Below are 24,071 nucleotides of genomic sequence, written 5' to 3' on the forward strand. Positions count from 1 at the left end.
GCCTCCCGGACGTCGCCGGCGATCCGGGGCGGCGCGCCTCCGGGTTACGGAGCCTGGGTCCTGGCGCGCAGTCGGTCGACGGCGGCGCGGATCATCACGCTGTACGGGTCGTCGCCCAGCGCCGACCGGGTGGCGTCGGCGCGGTCGAGGTGACGGCGGGCGGCGGGGAGGTCGCCCAGGCGCAGGTGCGAGGCAGCGAGGTTGAGGTGCAGCGAGGGATAGAACGGGGCGGCCGACGGGGGCGGGGCGGTGTCCGCGTCGGCCAGGGCGCGCTCGTCCCAGGCCAGTTCGTCGGCCGGGTCGGGGCTGAGGTCGGCGATGTGGTGGGCCAGGACGCAGCGGGTCAGCGGATCCGACGACGCGGCCCACTCGCTGATCAGGCGGTCGCGGGAGACGTCACCGCCGCCGATCAGAGCGGCCGCCCGGGCCAGCTCGGTGGTCACGTCCGCCTGGTGCACACGGTGACTCTAGCCGGGACGCCGGGCGGTGGCAGTGAGCCACCGGCTTCGGTACAGTGACGCTCATCCAATCCAGCGAAGGTCGTCTATGCAGATCTGGATCACGAGTCACGCGATGACGTCCCATGTCCGGCCGCTGCTGCCGGTGGCCGACGCGGCGCGACGGGCCGGACACGACGTCACGGTCGCGGTGCCGGCAGCGGCGGAGCCGCTGGCTCGACGGCAGGGGTTCGCCACGGCCGCGGTCGGGGACGACTGGCTGGCGCAGCTCACCGGCGAGGACGGTCGGTCGGCTGTCGTGCCGCTGGCGGAGCTTGAGGACGGGGCGCGCACCGTGGCGCAGCAGATGGCGGGAGGGCCGGCCGGACGAACCGCCGCTGACCTGCTGGCACTGGCCGAGCGGAAGGCGCCGGATCTCATTGTCCGGGCGTCGACCGAGTTCGGCGGCGCGCTGGCGGCGGAGGTGCTCGGCGTGCCGCACGTCTCGGTGTCGACCGGGGGCGCGACGGCGCTGACGTACGGGCCCGATCGGCTGGCGGCCTCGCTGGCGCCGCACCGGGAGGCGCTCGGCCTTGCGCCGGATCCGGAAGGGCTGGCGAGTTACCGCTATCGGCACGCCTCCTTCCTGCCGCCCGGCTATGACCGGGCCGAGGAGTCCCTGCCGAACACGCGTTGCTACCGGCACGCCGATCCGCTGACCGCCGGTGAGTCGTTGCCGGAATGGCTGGAGCAGCGGCGTTCCGGACGCCCGCTGGTGTTCGCGAGCCTCGGCACCCTGGTGCCGCATGTGACCGGCTACGGGCCCGCGCTGGTCCGGATGCTGGTCACGGCGCTGGACGGGCTCGAGTTCGACGCGATCGTGTCGACGGCAGGCGTGCTGCCCGCGGGCGTGGCGCCGGGGCGCCCGCACGTGGTGCTGGTCGACACGATCCCGCAACCGTTGCTGCTGGCCCGCTGCGACGTGTTCGTCACGCACGCCGGGCAGAACAGCGTGCGCGAGGCGCTGAGGGCCGGGGTTCCCATGGTGACGATGCCGATCATGGGAGATCAACTGTACAACGCCGCCCGCTGCGTCGATGCCGGCGTCGCGGCGACGGCGCCGGCCCCCGAGGCGACGATCGCGCGGCTGCGGCGGGAGATCCGGCGGGTGCTGAGCGAGCCGGCCTACCGCGAGCGGGCGGACACGGTGCGCCGGCAGATGGCGGCGCTGCCGTCGGTGGACGATCTGGTCGCCGAGTTCCCCGCGCTCACCGGGGTGCGGTAGGCAGGATCTCCCACACCGCGACCGTCCAGCCGAAGCCGGCACCGGAGCCGATGGCCACGACGTGACGCCCGGCTCGGACCAGGCCGTTGACGAGCAGGTGATGGAGCTGGACGAACTGGTCCGCGGCGCCGAGGTGCCCGATGTCCCGGCCCCAGTCGTAGAGGGTCGCCGTGGCCGGAATGCCCAGGCGCTCGCCATAGGTGTACGCCACGACCGTCTCGCCGATGACGGGGTGGACGAACAGGTCCACCCCGTCGACGGTGATGCCCGCGTCGGCCAGGGCGTTGTCCAGGGCGGTGCGCAGGCCGGCCTGGGTCTGCTCGATCGCCTCGTCGTAGCGCTCCGGGCTGAGCAACAGGTACTCCCGTTTGCGGCCGCGCAGGTCCACCGGGCCGCCGCCGGGCATCGGCACCGCCGCCCACTCGGACGCGCCGCGGTAGATCGGCTCGAGGCCCGAGTCGGTGACGGTGGCGGTCGCGACCAGGCGGGCGAGGCCGGGCTCGCGGGTGAGCACCAGGGCGCCGGCGCCGTCGCCGTACACCTGTTGGTTCTCGCTGCGCCACCGGTCGACGTACGGCAGGGCGAACGCGTCGGCCGCGGTGATGACGGCTGCCGTGACGGAGGGCATCGCGGTCAGGTAGGCGGCGGCGGTCTCGATCGCGGCCATCCCACCGTTGGAGCTGTGCCGGATCTCGAAGGTCGGGCCGTCACCGCCGATCGTCTCGCGGCGGATGTAGTGCGCCGGCGTCCAGAAGTCCAGGCCCTGGTGGCCGAGGCTGGCGTGGATCACCAGGGTCGGCCCACCGTCGGTGGGGCGGCCCGCCCGGTCGAGCGCCTGCCGCACGGCGGCGACGGCCATCACGGGCGGCGGCTCGTCGGGGCCGGCGACGCGGACGGCGCGGATGCCGTTGGCGGTGTTCTCGGCGGCGTCGTAGCGCCCCGTCGCGACGGCCCGCCGCGCGGACTCGCGACGCTCGGGCAGATACGCACCGGTCCCGGCGAGATAGACGTCGGCCCAGCGCACGGTGTTCCCTTCGGTCGGCAGGTCCGGCCCGCAAGCCGGTCAACGCATAGACTAACGTGAAATTCAGTGGGGACGTCGCATGGCGGCACCGGTCGACGGTGACGTCCGGCGAGGGTGAGGGGGCGAGATGACGCAAGCCGACCCGCTCTGGTTCCGGTGGCATCGGCGGGTGCCGGCTCCCACCGCGCGGCTGGTGTGCTTCCCGCACGCCGGCGGCGCGGCAAGCTTCTTCCGCGGCTGGCCGGGCGCGCTGCCGCCCGGCGTCGAGGTGCTCGCGGTGCGCTACCCGGGCCGCGAGGACCGCATCCGGGAGCCGTTCATCGAGGCGATGGCGCCCATGGCCGACGCGATCAGCAAGGCGACGGCGACGCTCGTCGGCCCGCCGCTGGCGTTCTTCGGCCACAGTCTGGGGGCATCGGTGGCCCACGAGGTCGCGGTGCGCCTGGAACGCGACCTCGGCCCGGTGCTGCGCATGCTGTTCGTCTCCGCGCGACCCGCGCCCCATCGCCTGTCGCGCAATGATCTGCACATCCGCGGGGACGCCGCGCTGATCGACGACATCCGCCGGCTCGACCGTCACACCGCACATGTCTTCGACGATCCGGAGTTGCGCACGATGCTGCTGCCGATGGTGCGGGCTGACTACCGGTTGGTGGAGACGTACTATCCGGATCACGTCGATCGGGTGGACGTGCCGATCGTCGGCTACAGCGCCGACACCGATCCGGAGGTGTCCGTCGACGACGTCGCCGCGTGGCGGGACGTGACCCGGGGCCGGTTCGAGCTGCGGACGTGGTCCGGTGACCATTTCTTCCTGACGCCGCAGGAACGTGCGGTGGTCGAGGACGTGGGCCGGCGGTTGCTCGCGGCGGTGCCGGGTCAGTCCGGCGCCGCGGTCGCGCGGCGGTAGATGCCACGCAGGGTCCGCTGGGTCAGCAGGGCGCCGACGGGCACCCGGTGGCCGGTGCGCCTCTCCATGGCCACCACCAGCCGCAGCACATGGATCGAGTCCCAGCCGGGGACCGCGTCGAGGTCCACGTCGAGGTCACCGGTGTCGGCCACCGGCAGGCTCAGCTCGTCGCGGACGAGCCGGAGGAACTCCGCCTCATTGATCATGACGCCGCCTCCGTCGGGGCAAGGTCGTTCTCGACCGCGAGGTGCTCCGGCTGCTCCGGCACGGCCCGCAGGTCGTGGCGGAAGCCGCCGGCGGCGGGCGCGAAGCCGAGCGCCGGGTAGAACCGCGCCGCACCGGCGTTGCGGCCGGTCGGCCGGTAACGACCGATCACCTGGTCGCATCCGGTGTCGCGGGCGTGGTGCAGCATGCTGATCACCGCTGCCTCGGCGATGTCCCGGCCGAAGACCCGGCAGCTGAGCACGACGTTGGTGAGGTCGAGCGTGTCACCGTCGCGGCAGGCGAAGACGGCGCCGACGATGCCGTAGCGGCCGTAGCGGTCGGTGACCTCCACGGCGACCACGAGATCGTCCAGCCGCCGTTGGACACCGGCCGGCTGCACCCGCTCGCCGGTGAGGTTGAACTGGTTGGTGCGCAACGTCAACTGCGAGATCCGGCCGATCTCGTGCGGGCGCGGCCGGGCCAGGCGCACCACAGTGCCGAGGCTTCGCAGGTACGCCGCGGTCGAGCCGGCCTGATCGCGCAGCTCGGTGCGGGCGGCGTCGGCGTGGTAGCCGGCGGTGCGGGTGCGGTCCTGATCGGTCAGGTCGAGCACGTCGAACCAGCCGTCGGCGAGCAGTCGCGACACGTGGGACGCCGGCTCGTCGTCGAGCTCGACCACGGCGATCTCCGGTCGGGCGGCGGCGATCAGGCCGGCTTCGTAACGCGAGTCGTCGGCGAAGACGAGACTGTCCGCGCCGACGTTCAGCCCGGCGGCGAGATCGTCCAGGTTGACGTCCTTGGGGTGCCAGTTGGCGTTGAGGCGCGCGAAGTCCGCCTCGCGCAGCACCATGTCCGGGTGCTCGCGCAGCACGGCGCGTACCGCGTCGATGTCGTTCTTACTGCTCACGGCAAGGAGCACCCCCTGCCCGGACAGGTGTTTGAGGAGCTGTTGGACGGCGCGGAACGCCTCCCCGCGCAGCGTTCCCGCGGCGGCGATCCCGGCCGGACCGTCCTCGCCCAGGATGCCGTCCCACAGGGTGCCGTCGAGATCGACCACGAGCACCTTGCGGGTGAGCCCGGCCGCCGCGGCGGCGAGGTGGCCGACCTCGCGGGCGTACGCGGCGAACAGCTCGTCGCTGAGGTGCACCCCCGCGTACCCGGCCATGCGCTCGTCGCTGACGGGTCCGGTGGCGTTCGCCAGCGGTTCGAGGTCGATGACCACGACGCGTGGATCGCGCGCGCTCAGCCGGAGCAGGGCCGCGTTGAACTCGCGCCACAACGCGCCGACCTCGGCCCGGGTCCGCAGGTCGCGCGCCTGGTGGCTGAGCGCGCGGACCAGCGGCGTCGTGTTGAGCACCAGCAGCCCGGTGGTGGTGGCGAGAACCTCGCTGACGACCGCGCCGATCTCGTCGCCGACGGCGGCGAGCACGGCGGCGAGATCCGGTGCCCGCCAGCCGGGTGACAGCCGCGAGGTGACCATCGGCGGGGCCAGCAGCCAGAGCGTGAGATCGGGCCGGGCCGCCTCGACGGCGCCGCCCCGGCGCAGCGCGAGCGCGTGCGGGTCCTGTTCGGTCACGTGGGGCCGCACCAGCAGACCGTGTCGCGCGCACTCGGCGGTCAGCGGCGCCAGCAACGGCCGTACGGTGGTGGCGCTGGTGATCGCGACCGTGAGCAGACCGCGCCGGTCCGGCCGGGGCACGTCGGCCGGATCCATGCGGGTCAGTAGCTGGCCGGCCCGGATCAGGTTGGCGGCGGCGTCGGGAGCGCGGGCCAGCTGGTTCAGCAGTGGCGGCACGCGACGGAACCCGGTGGCCAGCACGCCGGCGGCGTGCAGCGACCGCAACGCCTCCAACGGCGGCTGTCCGTCAACCGGCATGTCGGATCAGCGTCATGCCGTCCCGCACCGTCAGCAACACGTTCTCCACCCGCGGATCGGCCGTGATCGAGGCGTTGAACGCGGCCAGGTGCCGCGCCCAGTCGCCGCGCATGGCGCGCAACCACTCGTCGGCGTCGGTGGTGCGGTCGAGCTCGACGCCGGAGGCCGGCGGCGGGTCGGTGACCGCCCCGCCCCACAGGGTGTTGTCGAAAATGAGTAATCCGTGCGGGGAAAGCAGCCGCCGTTGCATGATGCGGTCGAAATACCGTTGGTAGTTCGGCTTGTCGGCGTCGACGAAGATGATGTCGAAGGGTCCGTTCACCTCGCCGAGAACGTCAAGCGCGTCACCTTCCACCAGCCGGATCTTGTGACCGTGCGGACTGGCGTCGAATGCCGACTTGGCGACCGCGCGGGCCTGCTCGTCGGCGACGAAGCTGTCGACGGTGATCACCTTGCCGTCGGCGGGGAGCGCGGACGCCATCGCGACCGCGCCATGACCGGTGAAGGTGCCGACCTCCAGCACGTTCCGGGCCTGCGCCAGGGATACCAGCATGCCGAGGAAGACGGCCTGGATGGAGGTGGACGCGATGTCCGCCCACTGTGGGCACTCCCGTTGCGTGCGCTGCTGTATCTGGTGCAGTTCTCCGGCGACCGGCGAGGTGTGCGCGGTGGCATACTCTTCGATTCCGGGCCGGAAGATGGGCGGCTTTGTGAAGACGATGTCCTTGCGATGGAGCACGAAGCCTCCCCCTGCATGACCGCCCCGGCCCGGTGCGTGGCGATGTCAAGCGCCGAGGTGCACTGATCGTTTCGCGAACAGTCGATGATGATCAAAGCATTTATTGACTTCTATATCGCTACCAGAGGCCCCGGACGAGGTCAAGCCTTGACTGTCATCGATGCGCGCTCTAGCTTCGAGGCATTCCAGGAGGCTGCTCGCCGGGACAATTTTCGACCATCGCAGGGGGATTCGAGCGGCATCGCTGCCGACGCGATCGGCGAGCTTGAGGAGCGCTATGACGGACACCGCGACGGAGCGCGCCCAGCACTCGGGGCGGACCAGCGCGACGTTGCCGCAGATGTTCGAGGCACAGGTGATCCGTACGCCCGGCGCGGAAGCCGTGGCGGCTGGCCACGACCGCCTGACCTACGGCCGGCTCGACGAGCGCGCCAACCGGCTCGCCCGCCTGCTTGTCGAACACGGCGCGGCGCCCGGCCGCATCGTCGCCCTGGCGCTGCCGCGCTCGGCGGACCTGGTCGTCGCCGTCATCGCGGTGCTCAAGACCGGCGCCGCGTATCTCCCGCTCGACCCGGACTACCCACCGGATCGCCTGACGTTCTTCGTCTCCGACGCGCGGCCGGCGTGTGTGGTGACAACCGGGGCGAGCGGTGTGGGCCTGCCCGCCACCGCGACGGTCATCGAGCTCGACCACCCGGAGACGGTGGCACGTCTGGCCGAGCTTCCCGCCGACGCGCTGAGCGTCGACGAGATCGGCGGCAGCCTCACCCCCGGGCACACCGCCTACGTCATCTACACCTCCGGGTCGACCGGCCGCCCCAAGGGCGTCGCCGTCGCGCACCGCAACGTCATCCGGCTGTTCGCCACCGACGCACCGTGGCCCGGTCTCGGTGACGACCAGGTGTGGACGCTGTTCCAGTCGTACTCGTTCGACTTCTCCGTGTGGGAGATGTGGGGACCGCTGTTGCACGGCGGCCGGCTGGTGATCGCCAGCCGCTCGGACACCCGCTCCCCGCTGGACTTCCTACGACTGCTCGCCGCCGAGGGCGTGACCGTGCTCAGCCAGACGCCGTCGGCCTTCGCCGAGCTGTTGGCCACCCGCACCGTGGCCGCCGAGCTGTGGGCGTCACTGGCCCTGCACACCGTCGTTCTCGGGGGCGAGGTGCTGCCCGCCCAGACCGTCCGGGACCTCCACGAGACCCGGCCGGACTGCCGCATCCTCAACATCTACGGCCCGACCGAGACGACGGTGCACGCGACCACCTGCTTCGTCGAGCCGGAGATGGGCTTGCCGCCGATCGGGCGGCCGGTCAACGGCGCCCGCGTCTACGTGCTCGACCCGGCGCTGCGCCCGGTGCCACCGGGGGTCGACGGCGAGCTCTACATCGCCGGCGCCGGGGTGGCGCTCGGTTACCTGAACAGACCGGCGTTCACGGCGGAGCGGTTCGTGGCCGATCCGTACCATCCGGGCGGCGGCCGGATGTATCGCACCGGCGACATCGTCCGATGGCGGCCCGACGGCGTGCTCGATTTCGTCGGCCGCGCCGACGGCCAGGTGAAGGTACGCGGCTTCCGCATCGAGCTCGGCGAGGTCGAGGCGGTGCTGGCCGCCCACCCCGGCGTCGCACAGGCCGCGGTGACCGTGCACGAGGTCCAACCCGGCGACCAGCGCCTCGTCGGGTACGTGGTGCCGGCCACCGACGCCGCCAGCATCCAGGAGGTCGCGGCTGAACTGGTCGGCGAGTGGCGCGACGTCTACGACGATCTCTACTCCGGTCTGTCCACCGCGCCGGCGCCGTTCGACGACGACTTCAGCGGCTGGAACAGCAGTTACGACGACGCGCCGATCCCGCTGGACGCGATGCGGGAGTGGCGCGACGAGACCGTCACGCGGATCCGTGCGCTGCGACCCCGCCGCGTGCTCGAGATCGGAGTCGGCAGCGGCCTGCTGCTGGGGCCGCTGGCGCCGCACACCGAGGAGTACGTGGCGACCGACTTCTCGGGTCCGGCCGTCACCGCGTTGCGGACACGGACGGCCGCCGATCCGACGCTGGCGGGCCGGGTGCGGGTGCGCGAGCAGGCCGCCGACGATCCGACCGGCCTGCCGGAGGCCCACTTCGACGCCGTGGTGGTGAACTCCGTCGTCCAGTACTTCCCGAGCGCCGACTACCTGGTCGACGTGGTCAACATCGCGCTCCGGTCGGTCCGGCCGGGCGGTGCGGTGTTCCTGGGCGATCTGCGCAACCTCGCGCTGGTGCGCTGCTTCCACGCCGGTGTCCGGCTGGTCGACACCCCGGCGTTCGCCGACGTCGACCAGGTCCGGCAGCGGCTCGACCACGATATCGACCTCGAGCGGGAACTGCTTGTCGACCCACGGATGTTCACCGACGCCGCAGCCGCGTTCCCCCTGCTGGGCGCGGTCGACGTGCGGCTCAAGCGGGGACGCCACGACACCGAGCTGAACCGCTACCGCTATGACGCCGTGCTCTACCGCGCCGGTGGGCCGGATCCGGCGGCGCCGGCCGAGATCACCTGGCGCTGGGACGTCGACGTCTCGTCGGTGGCGGCCGTGGCGCAGCGGCTGGCCGGCGTCAGCGAAGCGGTACGCGTCACGGGTGTCCCCAACGCGCGCGTCGCCGCCGACGCCGCCGTGGCGCGTGTCGTGGACGCCGGACGGGTCTGGGTCGACGCCGTCGCCGCCGCGTACGACGCGGGCGGCGTGGACCCGCAGGACGCGCTCGACGCCGTGCACCGGGCCGGGCGCGTGGCGGCCGCCCGATGGTCGGCGGAGGAGGTCGACCGGTTCGACCTCGACATCGCCGCCGGCACGACGGCAGACAGTCCGCCCGGCACCGGCCTGGCGGTGGCCGTCGCGCCGGCCACGCCCGGTGGCCGGCACGCGGCGGCCGCGTTCACCAACCGCCCGCTCGGGGGTGATCCCGGCCGCCTGCTCGTCGGCGCGCTGCGCCAGCATCTCCGCCATCGGTTGCCGGAATTCATGGTGCCGGTCGTGATGGTGGTGGAGTCGTTGCCGCTGACCCCGAACGGCAAGCTCGACCGGGCGGCGCTACCGGCACCCGAATTCGGTGTCACCGGCGGCGCCGAGGCGCGCACACCGCAGGAGGAGGTGTTGTGCGGCCTGTTCGCGGAAGTGCTCGGGTTGTCCTCGGTGGGCACCCGGGACAACTTCTTCGACCTTGGCGGGCACTCACTGCTGGCGACCCGCCTGGTCAGCCGGGTGCGGTCCACCCTCGGGGTGGAGCTGGAGGTGCGGACGCTGTTCGAGACGCCGACGGTAGCGGGGTTGGCGTCGCGGCTGGACGCCAGCCGGCTGTTGCGCCCGGCCCTCACACCGCGGGCACGGCCACGCGTGGTGCCGCTGTCGTTCGCGCAACGCCGGCTGTGGTTCCTGCACCGCCTCGAAGGCCCCAGCCCCACCTACAACATCCTCTTGCCGTTGCGGATCACCGGCACGTTCGACCGCGCCGCGCTGCGGGCCGCGTTGACCGACGTGGTCGCCCGCCACGAGAGCCTGCGCACGCTCTACCCGGAGGTCGACGGCACGCCGTCCCAGTTGGTCCGGCCGCCGGACCATGCCGGTGTGGACCTCACCGTCACGCCGGTGACGTCGGAGACGATGGAAGCGGTGTTGCAGCGGGCAGCCCGCTACTCGTTCCACCTCGCATCGGAGCCACCCGTGCGGGCCGACCTGCTGGTGCTCGCGCCCGATGACCACGTGCTGCTCCTCAACGTGCACCACATCGCCGCCGACGGCTGGTCGATGGCGCCGCTGGCCCGCGACCTGTTCACCGCGTACGCCAGCCGGACGCAGGGGCGTGCGCCCGGCTGGTGGCCGCTACCGGTGCAGTACGCCGACTACACGCTCTGGCAGCAGGAGCTGCTCGGTGCCGAGCACGACCCGGAGAGCCTGGCCGCCCAGCAGACCGACTACTGGCAGCGGGCGCTGTCCGGCCTGCCCGACCGCATCGCGCTGCCCACCGACCGGCCCGTCTCGGCGCTCTCGTCCTACGAGGGCGACCTGCTCGACTTCAGTGTCGACGCGCGGCTGCACGAGCGGATCGTCGAGGTGGCCCGGTCGTCCGGCGCGACCGTGTTCATGGTGCTGGTGGCCGGCCTGGCCGGGCTGCTCTCGCGGCTGGGCGCGGGCCGGGACGTGCCGATCGGCACCCCCGTCGCCGGGCGGCTCGACGAGGCGCTCGACGACCTGGTCGGCTTCTTCGTCAACACGCTCGTCATGCGGGTCGACCTGAGCGGGGACCCGTCGTTCGCGGACCTGCTCGAGCGCGTCCGCGGCACGGCGCTGGCCGCGTACGCCCATCAGGACGTGCCGTTCGAGCGTCTGGTCGAGGTGATCAACCCGGTCCGGTCGCTGGCCCACCACCCGCTGTTCCAGGTCATGCTCGCCCTGCAGAACGCGCCCGAGGCCGGCTTCGAGCTGCCCGGCGCGCACGTCACGTTCCAGCCCGTCGGCACCGCGACGTCCCGCTTCGAGCTGTTCTGGAACGTGGTCGAGCGCCACGACGCCACCGGGCGGCCGACCGGCATGGACGGCATCATCGAGTACCGCAGCGACCTGTTCGACCGGGCCACGGTGGGCGTCCTCGCGCGGCGTTGGATCCGGTTGCTGGCCGCGGCGGTCGCCGATCCCGACCGTCGGCTCGGCGCGCTCGACCTCCTCGATCCGACCGAGCGGGCGGATCTCGCCACGTGGAACGACACGGTACGGCCGGTGCCCGCCGAGTTGCTGTACCAGCGGGTGGAGGCGCAGGTGACGCAGGCGCCCGAGCGGATCGCGGTCGAGTCCGGCGGCGAGCGGGTGACCTACGCCGACCTCAACGCGCGCGCCAACCGGCTGGCCCGCCTGCTCGTCGCACACGGCGCCGGCCCGGAACGCCTCGTCGGGCTGTTGATGCCGCGGTCGGTCGACCTGATCGTGGCACTGCTCGCGGTGAACAAGACCGGCGCGGCCTACCTGCCGGCGGACCCCGGCTTCCCGGCCGAACGCGTCGACTTCATGTTCGACGACGGGCAGGTCGCCGCCGTGCTCACCGTCACCGCGCTGGCGGGCGGCGTGGACCACGACGTCGCGCCGGTGATCGTGGTGGACGCCGACGAGGTACGCGACCGGCTGCGCACCGTCCCCGCGGGCGACCTGGCCGACGCCGAGCGCACCGGCCGGCCGCATCCACTCAACCCGGTCTTCGTGCTCTACACCTCCGGCACCACCGGCCGACCCAAGGGCGTCGTCATGCCGACGACCGTCATCGCCAACATGCTGCGCTGGCACGACGCGCACATCGGCGCCGACCCCGACGCCCGGGTGGCCCAGTTCACCACCGTCACGTTCGACGTGGCCACGCAGGAGGTCTTCTCGGCGCTCACCACCGGCAAGACGCTCGTGTTGCCGGCTGAGACCGTCCGCCGGGACGCGGGTGCGCTGGCCGAATGGCTGGCGCACCACCGCATCCGGGAGTTCTACAGCCCGACGCTGGTCATCGAGGCGGTCTGCGAGGCGGCGAACGAGCACGACACGGCTCTGCCGGCGCTGCACGAGGTGTCGCAGTCCGGGGAGGCGCTGCTGCTCAGCAGGCAGATCCGTGACTTCATGCGCCGTGGTCCGCAACGCCGCCTGCACAACCACTACGGCCCGATCGAGGCGCACGTCGTCACCGCGTGCGAACTGCCGCCGGGTGTGGACGACTGGCCACCGGCGGCCCCGATCGGCCGGCCCATCACGAACCAGCAGGTGCATGTGCTGGACCCGTGGCTGAACCCGGTGCCGCCGGGGACCACAGGTGAGCTGTACATCGCCGGTCGTGGCGCCGCTCGCGGGTACCTGCGACGCCGCGGGCTGACCGCCGAACGCTTCGTCGCCGACCCGTTCGGCGCGGCCGGTGGCCGCATGTACCGCACCGGGGACCTGGTGCGGTGGCGGCGCGACGGCACGCTGGAGTACCTGGGCCGCATCGACCACCAGGTGAAGATCCGCGGTCATCGCGTGGAGCTGTCCGAGGTCGAGGCCGTCGTCACCGAGCACCCCGACGTCAACCAGGTCGCCGTCGTCGCACACGACCGGCCGGGCGTCACCCAGATCGTCGCCTACGTCGTGCCCGCGCCCCACGCCGGGCTCGTCGAGTCCCGCCTGCGTGACTGGATCAGGGACCGGTTGCCGGAGTTCATGGTGCCGGTCGTGATGCTGCTGGAATCCTTGCCGACAACCCCGAACGGCAAGCTCGACCGCTCGGCGTTGCCGGTGCCCGAGTCCGGTGCCACCAGCGCGGTGGCGGCCCGCACACCGCAGGAGGAAGTGCTGTGCGGCCTGTTCGCGGAGGTGCTGGGCGTCTCGGCGGTGGGAGTTCACGACAGCTTCTTCGATCTGGGCGGCCATTCGCTTCTGGCGACCCGGTTGGTCAGTCGCGTGCGCTCCACGCTGGGAGTCGAACTGGAGGTGCGCAAGCTCTTCGACGCGCCCACGGTGGCCGGACTGGCGACGGCGCTGGACCCGCACCGCTCGCTGCGCCCGGCCCTGACGCCGATCGCCCGGCCGGACGTGGTGCCGCTGTCCTTCGCGCAGCGCCGGTTGTGGTTCCTGCACCGCCTCGAAGGTCCCAGTCCCACCTACAACGTGCCGGTGCCGATCCGCCTCGACGGGGCGGTGGACGAGGCCGCCCTGCGGGCCGCCTACCGAGACGTGCTCGAACGCCACGAGTCGCTTCGTACCGTCATCACGGACACCGACGGCGTACCGTCGCAGCGGGTGCTCCCGATCGGCGAGGTGGTGGCCCACGTCGAGACCGTCGGGGTGCCCGCCGCCGACCTGGCGGCCGCGCTCGTCGAGGCCGCCGGTCACCGGTTCGACCTGGCGGCCGAGCCACCCGTGCGGGCGTGGCTGTTCACCGTCGACGAGCACTCCTCGGTACTGCTGATCCTGATGCACCACATCGCGGGTGACGGCTGGTCCATGGCGCCCCTGACCCGCGACCTGCGCACGGCCTACTCCGCCCGCGGCCTCGGGCAACCGCCGGCCTGGACACCGCTGCCCGTGCAGTACGCCGACTACACGATGTGGCAGCACGAGCTGCTGGGCGCCGAGGGCGATCCCGACAGCGTCTACACGCAGCAGGTGAGCTACTGGCAGGACGCGCTCCGGGGCCTACCGGAACAGCTCGTGCTGCCGGCCGACCGACCGCGGCCACCGGTCGCCGCGTACCACGGTGACGTGGTCGCCTTCACGCTCGACGCCGACCTGCACGCCGCGCTCGTCGCCACCGCCCGTGGTCACGGCGCCACCATGTTCATGGCGCTGCTGGCGGGACTGGCCGGGCTGCTGTCGCGGCTGGGCGGGGGCTGCGACGTGCCCATCGGCACCCCGGTGGCCGGGCGGTTGGACGAGGCGCTGGACGAACTGGTCGGGTTCTTCGTCAACACTCTGGTCCTGCGCATGGACACCAGCAGTGATCCGACCTTCGCCGACCTCCTCGCGCGTGCCCGGTCGACCGCGCTGGCCGCGTACAGCCATCAGGACGTGCCGTTCGAGCATCTCGTCGAGGTGCTCAACCCGACCCGGTCCCTGGCGCACCAGCCGTTGTTCCAGGTCATGTTCGCCCTGCAGAACGCACCGGGCGGGCAGTTCAGGTCGGCTGATCTCGCGGCCGGCGCGCACGGGCCCCGCGTCGGCGCCTCCCGGTTCGACCTGTTCGTCAACGTCGCGGAGGAACGCGACGAGACCGGCGCGCCGGCCGGCATCTCGGGCATGGTGGAGTTCAACACGGACCTGTTCGACCGGGCCACCGTCGAGGCTCTCGCCGACCGCTACCGCCGCCTTCTCGCCGCCGCCGTCGCCGACCCCGGCATCCGGCTGGGCGCGGTAGATCTGCTGACGCCCGCCGAACACGCCACGGCGCCCGACCCGGACGCCGCTCGAACCGTCGAGGTGGACGACGTGCTCGCGGCGCGGGCGCGGGCGCTGGCCACCGCACTGGGCATCGGCCCCGACGCCCGCGTCGCGCACGAGGCGACCGCCGGGCCCGCCGTGGCGCGAGCGCTGGCGCTGTTGGCCGCCGAAACCGGTGCGTCGCTGTTACCCGTGCCGACCGACTCGGCCGATCTCGACGGCTGGCTGCACACCGGACGCGTCAGTCACCTCATCACCACCCCGACCCGCCTCAGCGACCTCGACCCGGACGCGGCGCCCGCCGGCCTCGGCGGCATCGCCGTCACCGGGGAGAACTGCCCGCCCGCGATGGTGACGGACTGGGCCGCCGGCCGGCGGTTCGTCAACGTGTACGGCACCGCCGCCCACCCCTGGCTCACGATCAGCGACCCGCTCGAACCCGCCGCGGGCACCGCCGCGATCGATCCGCTGCCGATCGGGCGACCCGCTGCCGGTGAACGCCTTTACCTGCTCGACGCCTGGCGGCGGCCCGTGCCGCCGGGCGTCGCCGGCGACATCCACGTGCACGACGGCACCGGCCTGGTCGCGACCGGTGACCGTGGCCGGTTGCGCCCGGACGGGCAGCTCGACCTCTACGGCCCGGCCGAACAGGTCGACGGCCTCGAACCGGGTCTGCTCCCCTGCCGTGTCGAGGCGGCCGTCGCGGACTACCCGGCGGTCCGGCGCGGCGTCGTCGTCCGCTCCGGCGAGGAGACGCCGCCACGGTTCGTCGCCTACGTCGCCGGGCACGCCGGACATCACGTCGACGCCGCCGCACTACGCCGGCACGTGCCCGCCCACCTGCTGCCGTCGGCCACCGTCGTCCTCGACGATCTCCCGCGGACGCCGTACGGGACGGTGGATCGGGCCGCCCTTCCGGCCCCCGCCGCCACCCCGTCACGTGTCACCCGCGCGCCCGGCACGCCGCAGGAGGAGATCCTGTGCGACCTGTTCGCCGAGGTGCTGGGCCACCCCGCCGTCGGCGCGGAGGAGAACTTCTTCACCCTGGGTGGGCACTCGTTGCTGGCCACCCGGTTGGCCGCGCGCATCCGGGCCGTGCTCGGCGTCGAGATACCGGTGGGACAGATCTTCGTGGCCCCGACCCCGGCCATGCTCGCCGAGCACCTCACCGACGCGGTCGCCACCACCCGGCCCGCGGTCCGGCCGATGCCCCGCCCCGCCGTCGTGCCGCTGTCGTACGCGCAGCGGCGGCTGTGGTTCGTGGAACGTCTCGGCGTGGCCGACGCCGCCTACAACGTGCCCATCGGGCTGCGGCTGCGCGGCGAACTCGACGTGCCGGCGCTACGGGCCGCGCTGACCGACGTGGTCGGCCGGCACGAGTCGCTGCGCACCACCTTCCCGGAGACCGCCGGCCACCCGGCGCAGCAGGTCCAGCCGGTCGACGGCCTCGCCGTGCCGATGACCGTGACACCCGCCGACGAGGCCGGCCTGGCGGAGGCGCTGGCCGTGGCCGCCGCCTACCGCTTCGACCTGGCCGCCGAGCTGCCGGTACGGGCGTGGCTGTTCACCATCGACGCCCAGACGTCGGTCCTGTTGGTGCTGATACACCACATCGCGGGCGACGGCTGGTCCATGGCGCCGCTGACCCGCGACCTGCTCACCGCCTACACCGCCCGCAGCGACGGGCGGCCACCGGCCTGGTCGCCACTGCCGGTCCAGTACATCGACTACACACTGTGGCAGCGGGAACTGCTCGGGGCCGAGGACGACCCCCACAGCCTCTACGCGGACCAGGTGGCCTTCTGGCGGGAAACCCTGCGTGGCCTGCCTGAACAACTCGTGCTGCCGGCCGACCGGGCACGGCCACCGGTCGCGTCCTATCGCGGTGGGGTCGTCACCTTCACCTTCGACGCCGACCTGCACGGCGCGCTCGTGGCCACCGCCCGCAGCGTCGACGCCACGACGTTCATGGTGCTGCTGGCCAGCCTTGCCGGGCTGCTCTCCCGGCTCGGCGCCGGGGACGACATCCCCATCGGCACACCGGTCGCCGGGCGCCTCGACGAAGCTCTCGACGACCTGGTGGGGTTCTTCGTCAACACACTCGTCCTGCGCGTGGACACCAGCGACGATCCGAGCTTCACCGGCCTCGTCGAGCGGGCCCGGTCGACGGCGCTCGCCGCGTACGGTCACCAGGACGTGCCGTTCGAACACCTGGTGGAAGCCCTCAACCCGACCCGGTCCCTGGCCCACCAGCCGCTGTTCCAGGTTCTGCTCGCGTTGCAGAACGTGCCGTTCACCGGCTTCGGTCTGCCCGGTGTCACGGTGGGCGCGGAGCCGGTCCCGACGGCCAGCGCCAAGTTCGACCTGTCCTTCCAGCTCATCGAACGCAAGGCGGCCGACGGCACGCTGCTCGGGATGGACGGCATCGCCGAGTTCCGCACCGACATGTTCGACCGCGCCACCGTCGAGGCCCTGGTCGGCCGCTGGCGCCAACTGCTGACCGCCGCCCTGGCGGATCCGGAGCGGTCCCTGTCGCGGTGCGACGGGGCCCGGGTGGTGGCGGCCGAGGCCGTCACACCCCTGGATCTCGGTCAGGTGCGCGCCGCGTTGCGCGGCGAGGCCGGTGTCCGCGACGTGGATCTCGCCCTGCACGGCGACGGCAGAGCCACGCAGGGGCTGTCGGCCTATCTGGTGGCCGATCCGGGCGCGACTCTGGACGTGGCGGCGCTGGGCGATCGACTGCGGACCCGGCTGCCCGCCCACCTGGTGCCCGCCGACATCACTGTCGTGCCCGCCGACGAGCCCGCGCCGGCGCCCGTGACCGGGGTCGGGGGTGCCGCCGGCACCCCCCGCGAGGAACTGCTGTGCGCGCTGTTCGCCGAAGTGCTCGACCGGCCGCACATCGGCCCGAACGACGACTTCTTCGCCGCGGGCGGGCACTCGTTGCTGGCCCCGACGCTGCTGCGACGGATCGAGGAGACGCTCGGCACGCGGCTCAGCCTGCTGCACCTGTTCGAGACGCCGACCGTGGCCGACCTGGCCCGGCGGCTCGACGACGGCGACGGTCACCTCGATCCGTTCGCGACACTGCTGCCGCTGCGGCCCAGCGGCACGCTCCCACCGCTGTACTGCCTGCCGCCGGGCGCCGGTGTCGGCTGGTCGTACGCCAGACTCGCCCGGTTCGTCGAACCGGACCGGCCGCTGTACGCGCTGCAGTCACCAGGTCTGCACGGCGACCCGGCTCCGGCCGACATGCCGGCGCTTGTCGACAGGTGGCTGGCCGAGATCCGCGCGGTGCAGCCCGAAGGCCCGTACCACCTGCTCGGCTGGTCGTTCGGTGGCATCGCCGCGCACGCGCTCGCAACCACCCTGCAGGCGGCCGGCGACACCGTCGAGCTGCTGGCGATCCTCGACACCTACCCGCAGAGCGCGTTCTCGACGCCACCGGCCATGCCGTCCCGCGAGGAGATCCTGGCCGGCTTCCTCATGTTCGTCGGCGCCGATCCCGGTGACCTCGAGGAGATCACGGTGGCCGCCACGGTACGCCGGCTCCATGCCTCCGGTGGTGCGTTGTCCGGGGTGGACGAGGCCGGTATCGAGGCGGTGCTCGGCACGTTCGAGAACAACATCCGCCTCCAGTTCGACTACCGACCGCAACGGTTCGACGGCGACGTGTTGCTGGTCGTCACGACCGCCAACCCGGTGGACGACTGGCCCGAACCGACAAGCTGGCAGCCCTACGTCAACGGGGCGGTCCGCACGGTCGAGGTCGCCTCCACCCATCCACGGCTGCTCGAACCGGACGCGGTCGCCGCATTCGGGCCGGCGCTGGCCCGGGCGCTCACCACCGATCCGCACACCACGTCAAGGAGCCGAGAATGACCAACCCCTTCGAAGATCCCGACGGCCGCTTCGTCGTGCTCGTCAACGACGAGGACCAGCACTCACTGTGGCCGACGTTCGCCGACGTGCCCGCCGGGTGGCGGGTGGTGCACGGTGAGGACACCCGCGAGGCCTGCCTGAGCTACGTCGAGGAGCACTGGACCGACATGCGGCCACGCAGCCTGGTCGAGGCGATGGCCGAGACCGACACCTGACCGGAGCCCGCCCGCATGGACGTCACGGCCACCCGCCGACCATGGCTGCTGCGCAAGCCCACGGCCGACAGCACGTACCGCCTGTTCCTGCTGCCGTACTCCGGAGTCGGCGCGTCCATGTACGCGCGCTGGCCGGCCCGGCTCGGCCCGGCCGAGGTGTGCCTGGTGCAGCCGCCGGGGCGCGAGAACCGGTTCCGCGAGCCGCACTACGGCCGGTACGAGGACTACGCCGCCGCCCTGGTGGACGACATCCGGCCGCTGCTGGACCGGCCGTTCGCGTTCTTCGGGCACTGCAGTTCGGCGTTGGCGGGGTTCGCCACCGCGCTGCATCTGCAGCGGCTCGGACTTCCGGTACCGGACCGGCTTTTCGTGTCGTCGGAGGTGGCCCCCCACGACGGCCCGTACGGTCGGTTCCTCGAGATGGACGACGAAGCCCTGGGCGTCGAACTGGCCGGGTTGATCCGGGCGATGGGCGGCCGGCCGCAGCCCGACGCCATCGAGGTCGGGCTGGGCGTGCTGCGAGCCGACCTGGCGGCCAACCGCCGGTACGTCTTCCCGGAACCGGTCCGGCTGGCGACGGCCATCACCGTGATCGGCTGGACCGACGACCGGGAGATCCGGCCCGAGCAGATGGTCGGCTGGCGCGCCTACTCCAGGGATGTGCGTTTCGTGACGCTGCGTGGCAACCATCACGCGTTCCTGACCGCACCGCCGGCACTGCGCGGCGAGATCATGCGCGACCTCGAAAGGACGGCCAGCGATGCCGACACCTGAGTCCGCCGGCACCGTCCTCGACATGATCGCCGAGCAGGTCGCCACCCGCCCGGACGCGGTCGCGGTGAGCTGGCGCGACGAGCGGCTGACCTATCGGGACCTCGACGCCGCCGCGAACCGCCTCGGCCATCGCCTGATCGCGGCAGGCGTCCGGCCGGACACCCCGGTGGGGGTCGGCGTGCCGGCGTCGGTGTGGCTTCCGGTCGCGCTGCTCGGCATCCTCAGGGCCGGCGCCGCCTACCTCGGCGTCAACCCGTCGCAGCCACCGGACTACCGGCGTGCGCTGCTCGACGACGCCGGCGTGCGGATCGTGGTCACCGCCGGCGACGACAGCGCGGCGGACGGCCGTACCGCCGTCCCGGTCGACGGTGACGGCCCCGATGCCCCCACGCCCCGACGGCCGCATCCGGACAGCACCGCCTACGTCGCGTACACCTCCGGTTCGACCGGCCGTCCCAAGGGCGTCCGGATACCCCATCGCGCCGTCACCAGGCTCGTCGCCGCACCGGACTACGTCGAGGTGACCGCGGCGGACACGGTGCTGCACGCGGCGCCCGTCGCGTTCGACGCGTCCACGTTCGAGCTGTGGACGCCGCTGTGCCACGGCGCGCGGGTGGCCGTGCGGCCACATGACGCCGTCGAGCCGCGTGACCTGCTCGACGTCATCGCCCACGAGCGGGTCACCGTACTGTGGTTGACCGCGGGTCTGTTCCACCACATGGCCGCCGGGCCGCTCGACGCATTCGGCGGGGTTCGCACGCTCCTCGTCGGCGGTGACGTGATCGACCCGGCGGCGGTCAACCGCGTGCTGGCGGCCGTACCGGGGTTGCGCGTGGTGAACGGTTACGGGCCGACGGAGAACACCACGTTCAGCCTGTGCCACCCGGTGCGCACGCCGGTCGACGGGCCGGCGGTTCCCATCGGCCGGCCGGTGCCGGGCAGCGGCGGGCACATCCTCGACGCCAGGCTGCGCCCGGTGCCCGACGGCGAGACCGGTGAGCTGTACGTCGACGGAGCCGGGCTGGCGCGTGGCTACCACGCGCAGCCGGCCCGCACCGCGGAGCGTTTCGTGGCCAACCCGTTCGTGGCGGGCGCCCGCATGTACCGCACCGGCGACCTGGCGCGCCGCCGCCCGGACGGAGCGGTGGACTTCCTCGGCCGCGTGGACGACCAGGTGAAGATCAGCGGCTACCGCGTCGAACCGGGCGAGGTGGAGGCGGCGCTGCGCCGCTGTCCGCCGGTGCGGTCCGCGGCCGTGGTGGCACAGGGCGCCCCGGACGGCGGTCAGCGCCTGGTCGCCTTCGTGGCGGGTGATCCCGCGGAGCCTCCGCTGTCGACGCTGTCGATCCGCCGCCACCTGGCCGCGTCGCTGCCCCGATACGCGGTGCCGGCCGCGATCACCGTCGTGGAGGACCTGCCGCTGACGCCCCACAGCAAGGTGGACCGAGCGGCCCTGGCTGCCTGGGCCAGCCGGGACCGGCCCGAGGTCAACGCCGAGTTCCAACCGCCGGGCACCCCGACGGAGCAGGCCGTCGCCGCGGTCTGGGCCGATGTGCTGGGCCTGCTCACCGTCGGCGTGCACGACGACTTCTTCGAGCTCGGCGGCTACTCACTGGCGGGCATGCGGATCACCGGCGAACTCGAGGCGAACTTCGGCCTCTCTCTGCCGGCCAGGACGTTCTACGAGAACTCGACGGTGGCGGAGCTGGCCCGGATCGTCGACGCGCATCTCGGCACCGGGAGCTGAGGAACTGGAATGCGGATAACCGTGCCCACCGCGGACGCCGAGGTCGACCTGAGCCGGGTCGACCTGTTCGACCCCGAGCTGTATGCCACGGGTGACCCGCACCCGATCTGGCACGCGCTGCGCCGGCATGCGCCCGCGCACCACCAGCGGCTGGCGGACGGCCGCGAGTTCTGGTCGGTGACACGTCACGCCGACGCCTGCCGGGTGCTGGCCGACCACACCGAGTTCACGTCGCAACGGGGCACGTTGCTCAACGCGCTGGGCCGCGGTGACCCGGCCGGTGGCCAGATGATGGCCGCGACCGATCCGCCGCGGCACACGTCGATGCGCGAGCCGCTGGCCCGGGAGCTGTCGCCGCACCGGCTGAACCAGCGCCGGCACCTGCTGACGCGCGCGGTGCGCCAGGCTCTGGAGCCCGCCCGCGACGGGGACGTGTGGGACCTGGCGGTCGCGGCCGCCGGTTTCCCGATGTCGTTCACCGGTGCGTTGATGGGCATCCCGGAGGCCGACTGGCCCCGGTTGACGCGCGCGACGACGATGGCGATCGCGCCCGACGACACCGAGTTCCAGGAGGGGGACAGCCACATCACGCTCGTCGGCGTCCACCACGAGCTCTTCGACTATTTCTCCAGCGAGGTCACCCGCCGCCTCGCCGAGCCGTCCGACGACCTGATCGGCTTCCTGACGCAGATGCGGCCGGACGGCGGGCCGCTGCGGCACGACGCGATCGTCTACAACTGCTACAGCCTGCTGCTCGGCGCCAATGTCACGACGCCGCACGTGCTCACGGCACTGATCTGCGCGTTTCTCGAGCACCCCGACGAGTTCCGGCGCCTCAAGGCCGACCCCGGTCTGATCGCGCCCGCGGTCGAGGAGGGCCTCCGGTGGTCGTCGCCGGCCAACCACTTCATGCGGTACGCCCGCACGGATGTGACCATCGCGGATCAGCGGATCCGGCGTGGCACCGCGGTCGCGGTGTGGCTCGGCTCGGCCAACCGCGACGAGACGGTCTTCGCCAACCCGTACCGCTTCGACATCGGCCACCGGACCGAACGTCATCTCGCCTTCGGGTACGGCCCGCACTTCTGCGTCGGCGCCTCGCTGGCCCGCATCGCACTGCGGATGCTGCTCACCGAGTTCGTGGCGCTGGTCGACGACATCGAGCCGGCCGGGCCGGTGCGCCACCTGAAGTCCAACTTCGTGGCGGGCATCAGCCACCTCCCGATCCGGACCCGCCGCGCCGAGCGACCGGCGGCGAGCTGACTCAGCGGGTCGCGGCACCCCAGCGCGGCAGGCCGCTGAACTCGTCCTCGCGGAACTCGACGCGCTCGCCGCCCTGCCGCTGCCACGCCTGCACCTCACCGCGCTGCACCTTGCCCGTGCTGGTGCGCGGAAGCTGCACGAACTCCAGCCGCCGCACCCGCTGGTACGGCGAGAGCCGGGTGGCGATGAACCGGAACAGCTCACCGGCCGCGTCGGTGTCCGGTGGGGTACCGGGTGTCAGCTCGACGAACGCCTTCGGGACCGTGAACCGGACCGGGTCGGCCGCCGGCACCACGACGACGTCGGTCACGGTGTCGTGCTCGCGCAGCGCCCGCTCCAGTTCGAAGGGTGAGATGCGGTAACCGGACGACTTGAACAGGTCGTCCGCCCGGCCGACGTACCCGAAGTGCCCGTCGCCGTCGAGGCGCGCGATGTCGCCGGTGTGGTAGAAGCCGTCCCGAATGACCCGGTCGGTGGCGGCCGGGTCGCCGAGGTATCCCGCCATCAGGCCGATCGGGTCCGACGCGAGATCCAGGCAGATCTCGCCCTCGTCGGCGAGCGCGCCGCGGCTGTCCCGCAACACCAGCGGCAACCCCGGTAGCGGCCTGCCCATCGACCCGGGCCGTACGGTGACGCCGGGTGAGTTCGCGATCAGGCCCGGAATCTCGGTCTGGCCGTAGCCGTCGCGGACCGTGACGCCGAATTCGGCACGCACGCCGTCGAGTAGCGCCGCGTCGAGGGGTTCACCGGCCGACGTCGCGGCGTCCAGCCGCAGCCGGGTGCGGGCGGTCGTGCGCGGCAGGAGCTGCCGCCACACCGTCGGCGGCGCGCAGAACGTGGTGACCTCGCCCCGGCGTAGCGTCTCGAGGGTCACGTCCGCGTCGAACCTGCCGGCGCGCAGCGCCACCACGCACGCCTCGGCCGACCACGGCGCGAACAGGTTGCTGCACACGTGTTTGGCCCAGCCCGGCGACGCCACCGCCAGGTGCCGGTCGTCGCGCCGCAGCCCGATCCAGTACATCGTCGACAGTTGTCCGACCGGCAGTGACGAGTGGGTGTGACTGACCAGCTTGGCGTGCGAGGTGGTGCCGGAGGTGAAGTACAGCATCAGCGGGTCCTGGGCACGCGTCGGACCGGACGGGGTGAACGTCGTGGCCGCCGTGGCGGCGTCCTCGAGGTCGAGCCACCCGGGGGGCACCGGCTGACCGGGCTCGTCCCTGCTGGCGATGAACGTGACGTCGCCGCGCCCGGCCTCGTCGAACACCGGCGCGCTCGCCACCGTCGCGATCACATGCCGGACACCGCCCCGGAGCATCCGGTCGGCGATCCCGTCGACGCCGGTCATCGGGCTGGCCGGCACGATCACGGCGCCGAGCTTCATCACGGCCAGGATGGTCTCCCACAGCGCCACCCGGTTGTCGAGCATCACCAGCACGGCATCACCGCGGGCCACCCCGTGCCCGAGGAGCCAGTTGGCCAGCTGATTGGAGCGGGCGGAGAGCTGCGCGTACGTCAGCGTGGTCTCGCACCGCGGACTGCCGGTGCTGGTCTCCCACAGCTGCAACGCCGGTCGGTCGCGGCGATCCGGTCGCTCCGCCAGGTGGTCGAACCAGTCGAGCGCCCAGTTGAACGACGGCAGCCTCGGCCACCTGAAGGCGGCGGTGGCGGCGGCGTAGTCGTCGCGGTGTCTCTGCAGCAGGTCACGCGCGGCCCGGAAGAGATCGCTGGCGGAAGCCGACGAGGATGCGGACACGGTAAACCTCCGGACACGGTGCACGGCCACGCGACAATCGGTCAGCT

Annotated in this window: 13 protein-coding genes; 7 read left to right on the plus strand and 6 right to left on the minus strand. The window is 72.6% G+C overall.

The window, feature by feature from the left end:
* Positions 1 to 44: 44 nt before the first annotated feature.
* The gene (locus OG767_RS21355) at positions 45 to 458 is read right to left on the minus strand and encodes a hypothetical protein (protein ID WP_405090195.1); all 414 of its coding nucleotides are present in this window, start codon (positions 456 to 458) and stop codon (positions 45 to 47) included.
* A 115-nt stretch (positions 459 to 573) separates the two neighbouring features.
* On the opposite strand from OG767_RS21355, the gene OG767_RS21360 reads away from it, so the two are divergent.
* On the plus strand, positions 574 to 1,722 hold the full coding sequence (locus tag OG767_RS21360; RefSeq protein WP_405090196.1) for a glycosyltransferase: 1,149 nt from the start codon (positions 574 to 576) through the stop codon (positions 1,720 to 1,722).
* Here the strand turns inward: OG767_RS21360 and OG767_RS21365 are convergent.
* Positions 1,706 to 2,746, minus strand: coding sequence for a ketoacyl-ACP synthase III family protein (locus OG767_RS21365; RefSeq protein WP_405090197.1), 1,041 nt, complete (start codon positions 2,744 to 2,746; stop codon positions 1,706 to 1,708). The genes OG767_RS21360 and OG767_RS21365 overlap by 17 nt on opposite strands.
* 127 nt (positions 2,747 to 2,873) lie before the next feature.
* Between OG767_RS21365 and OG767_RS21370 the strand changes: the two genes are divergently transcribed.
* Complete coding sequence (locus OG767_RS21370; RefSeq protein WP_405090198.1) at positions 2,874 to 3,656, plus strand: thioesterase II family protein; 783 nt, start codon at positions 2,874 to 2,876, stop codon at positions 3,654 to 3,656.
* Here the strand turns inward: OG767_RS21370 and OG767_RS21375 are convergent.
* Genes OG767_RS21375 through OG767_RS21385 form a run of 3 tightly spaced genes read right to left on the minus strand, consistent with a single transcriptional unit; the run spans position 3,626 to position 6,475 of the window.
* The gene (locus OG767_RS21375) at positions 3,626 to 3,862 is read right to left on the minus strand and encodes an acyl carrier protein (RefSeq protein WP_405090199.1); all 237 of its coding nucleotides are present in this window, start codon (positions 3,860 to 3,862) and stop codon (positions 3,626 to 3,628) included. The genes OG767_RS21370 and OG767_RS21375 overlap by 31 nt on opposite strands.
* Entirely contained in the window at positions 3,859 to 5,736 is a 1,878-nt protein-coding gene (locus OG767_RS21380) for an HAD-IIIC family phosphatase (RefSeq protein ID WP_405090200.1), read from the minus strand. The genes OG767_RS21375 and OG767_RS21380 overlap by 4 nt, the downstream gene beginning before the upstream one ends.
* Positions 5,726 to 6,475 carry an O-methyltransferase gene (locus OG767_RS21385; protein ID WP_405090202.1) on the minus strand — a complete coding sequence of 250 codons (750 nt, stop codon included), beginning with the start codon at positions 6,473 to 6,475 and terminating at the stop codon, positions 5,726 to 5,728. Before OG767_RS21385 ends, OG767_RS21380 begins: the two co-directional genes overlap by 11 nt.
* Positions 6,476 to 6,752: 277 nt before the next feature.
* Here OG767_RS21385 and OG767_RS21390 point away from each other — a divergent pair, with 277 nt between their 5' ends.
* The 5 genes from OG767_RS21390 to OG767_RS21410 are packed head-to-tail and all read left to right on the plus strand — an operon-like array spanning position 6,753 to position 22,271.
* On the plus strand, positions 6,753 to 18,272 hold the full coding sequence (locus tag OG767_RS21390; protein ID WP_405090203.1) for an amino acid adenylation domain-containing protein: 11,520 nt from the start codon (positions 6,753 to 6,755) through the stop codon (positions 18,270 to 18,272).
* Positions 18,269 to 18,487 (plus strand): MbtH family protein, encoded by a 219-nt coding sequence (locus tag OG767_RS21395; protein WP_405090204.1) that lies wholly within the window; start codon positions 18,269 to 18,271, stop codon positions 18,485 to 18,487. The genes OG767_RS21390 and OG767_RS21395 overlap by 4 nt, the downstream gene beginning before the upstream one ends.
* Before the next feature lie 15 nt (positions 18,488 to 18,502).
* Complete coding sequence (locus OG767_RS21400; protein WP_405090205.1) at positions 18,503 to 19,261, plus strand: thioesterase II family protein; 759 nt, start codon at positions 18,503 to 18,505, stop codon at positions 19,259 to 19,261.
* A complete protein-coding gene (locus OG767_RS21405) occupies positions 19,248 to 21,008 on the plus strand; it encodes an amino acid adenylation domain-containing protein (protein WP_405090206.1) in 1,761 nt (586 codons plus the stop codon). The genes OG767_RS21400 and OG767_RS21405 overlap by 14 nt, the downstream gene beginning before the upstream one ends.
* A gap of 9 nt (positions 21,009 to 21,017) precedes the next feature.
* The gene (locus OG767_RS21410) at positions 21,018 to 22,271 is read left to right on the plus strand and encodes a cytochrome P450 (RefSeq protein WP_405090207.1); all 1,254 of its coding nucleotides are present in this window, start codon (positions 21,018 to 21,020) and stop codon (positions 22,269 to 22,271) included.
* A gap of 1 nt (position 22,272) precedes the next feature.
* Here the strand turns inward: OG767_RS21410 and OG767_RS21415 are convergent, their stop codons facing one another.
* On the minus strand, positions 22,273 to 24,024 hold the full coding sequence (locus OG767_RS21415) for an AMP-binding protein (RefSeq protein WP_405090208.1): 1,752 nt from the start codon (positions 24,022 to 24,024) through the stop codon (positions 22,273 to 22,275).
* Positions 24,025 to 24,071: the final 47 nt, after the last annotated feature.

It is taken from the genome of Micromonospora sp. NBC_01392 (assembly GCF_045040125.1).
Lineage (GTDB): Bacteria > Actinomycetota > Actinomycetes > Mycobacteriales > Micromonosporaceae > Micromonospora.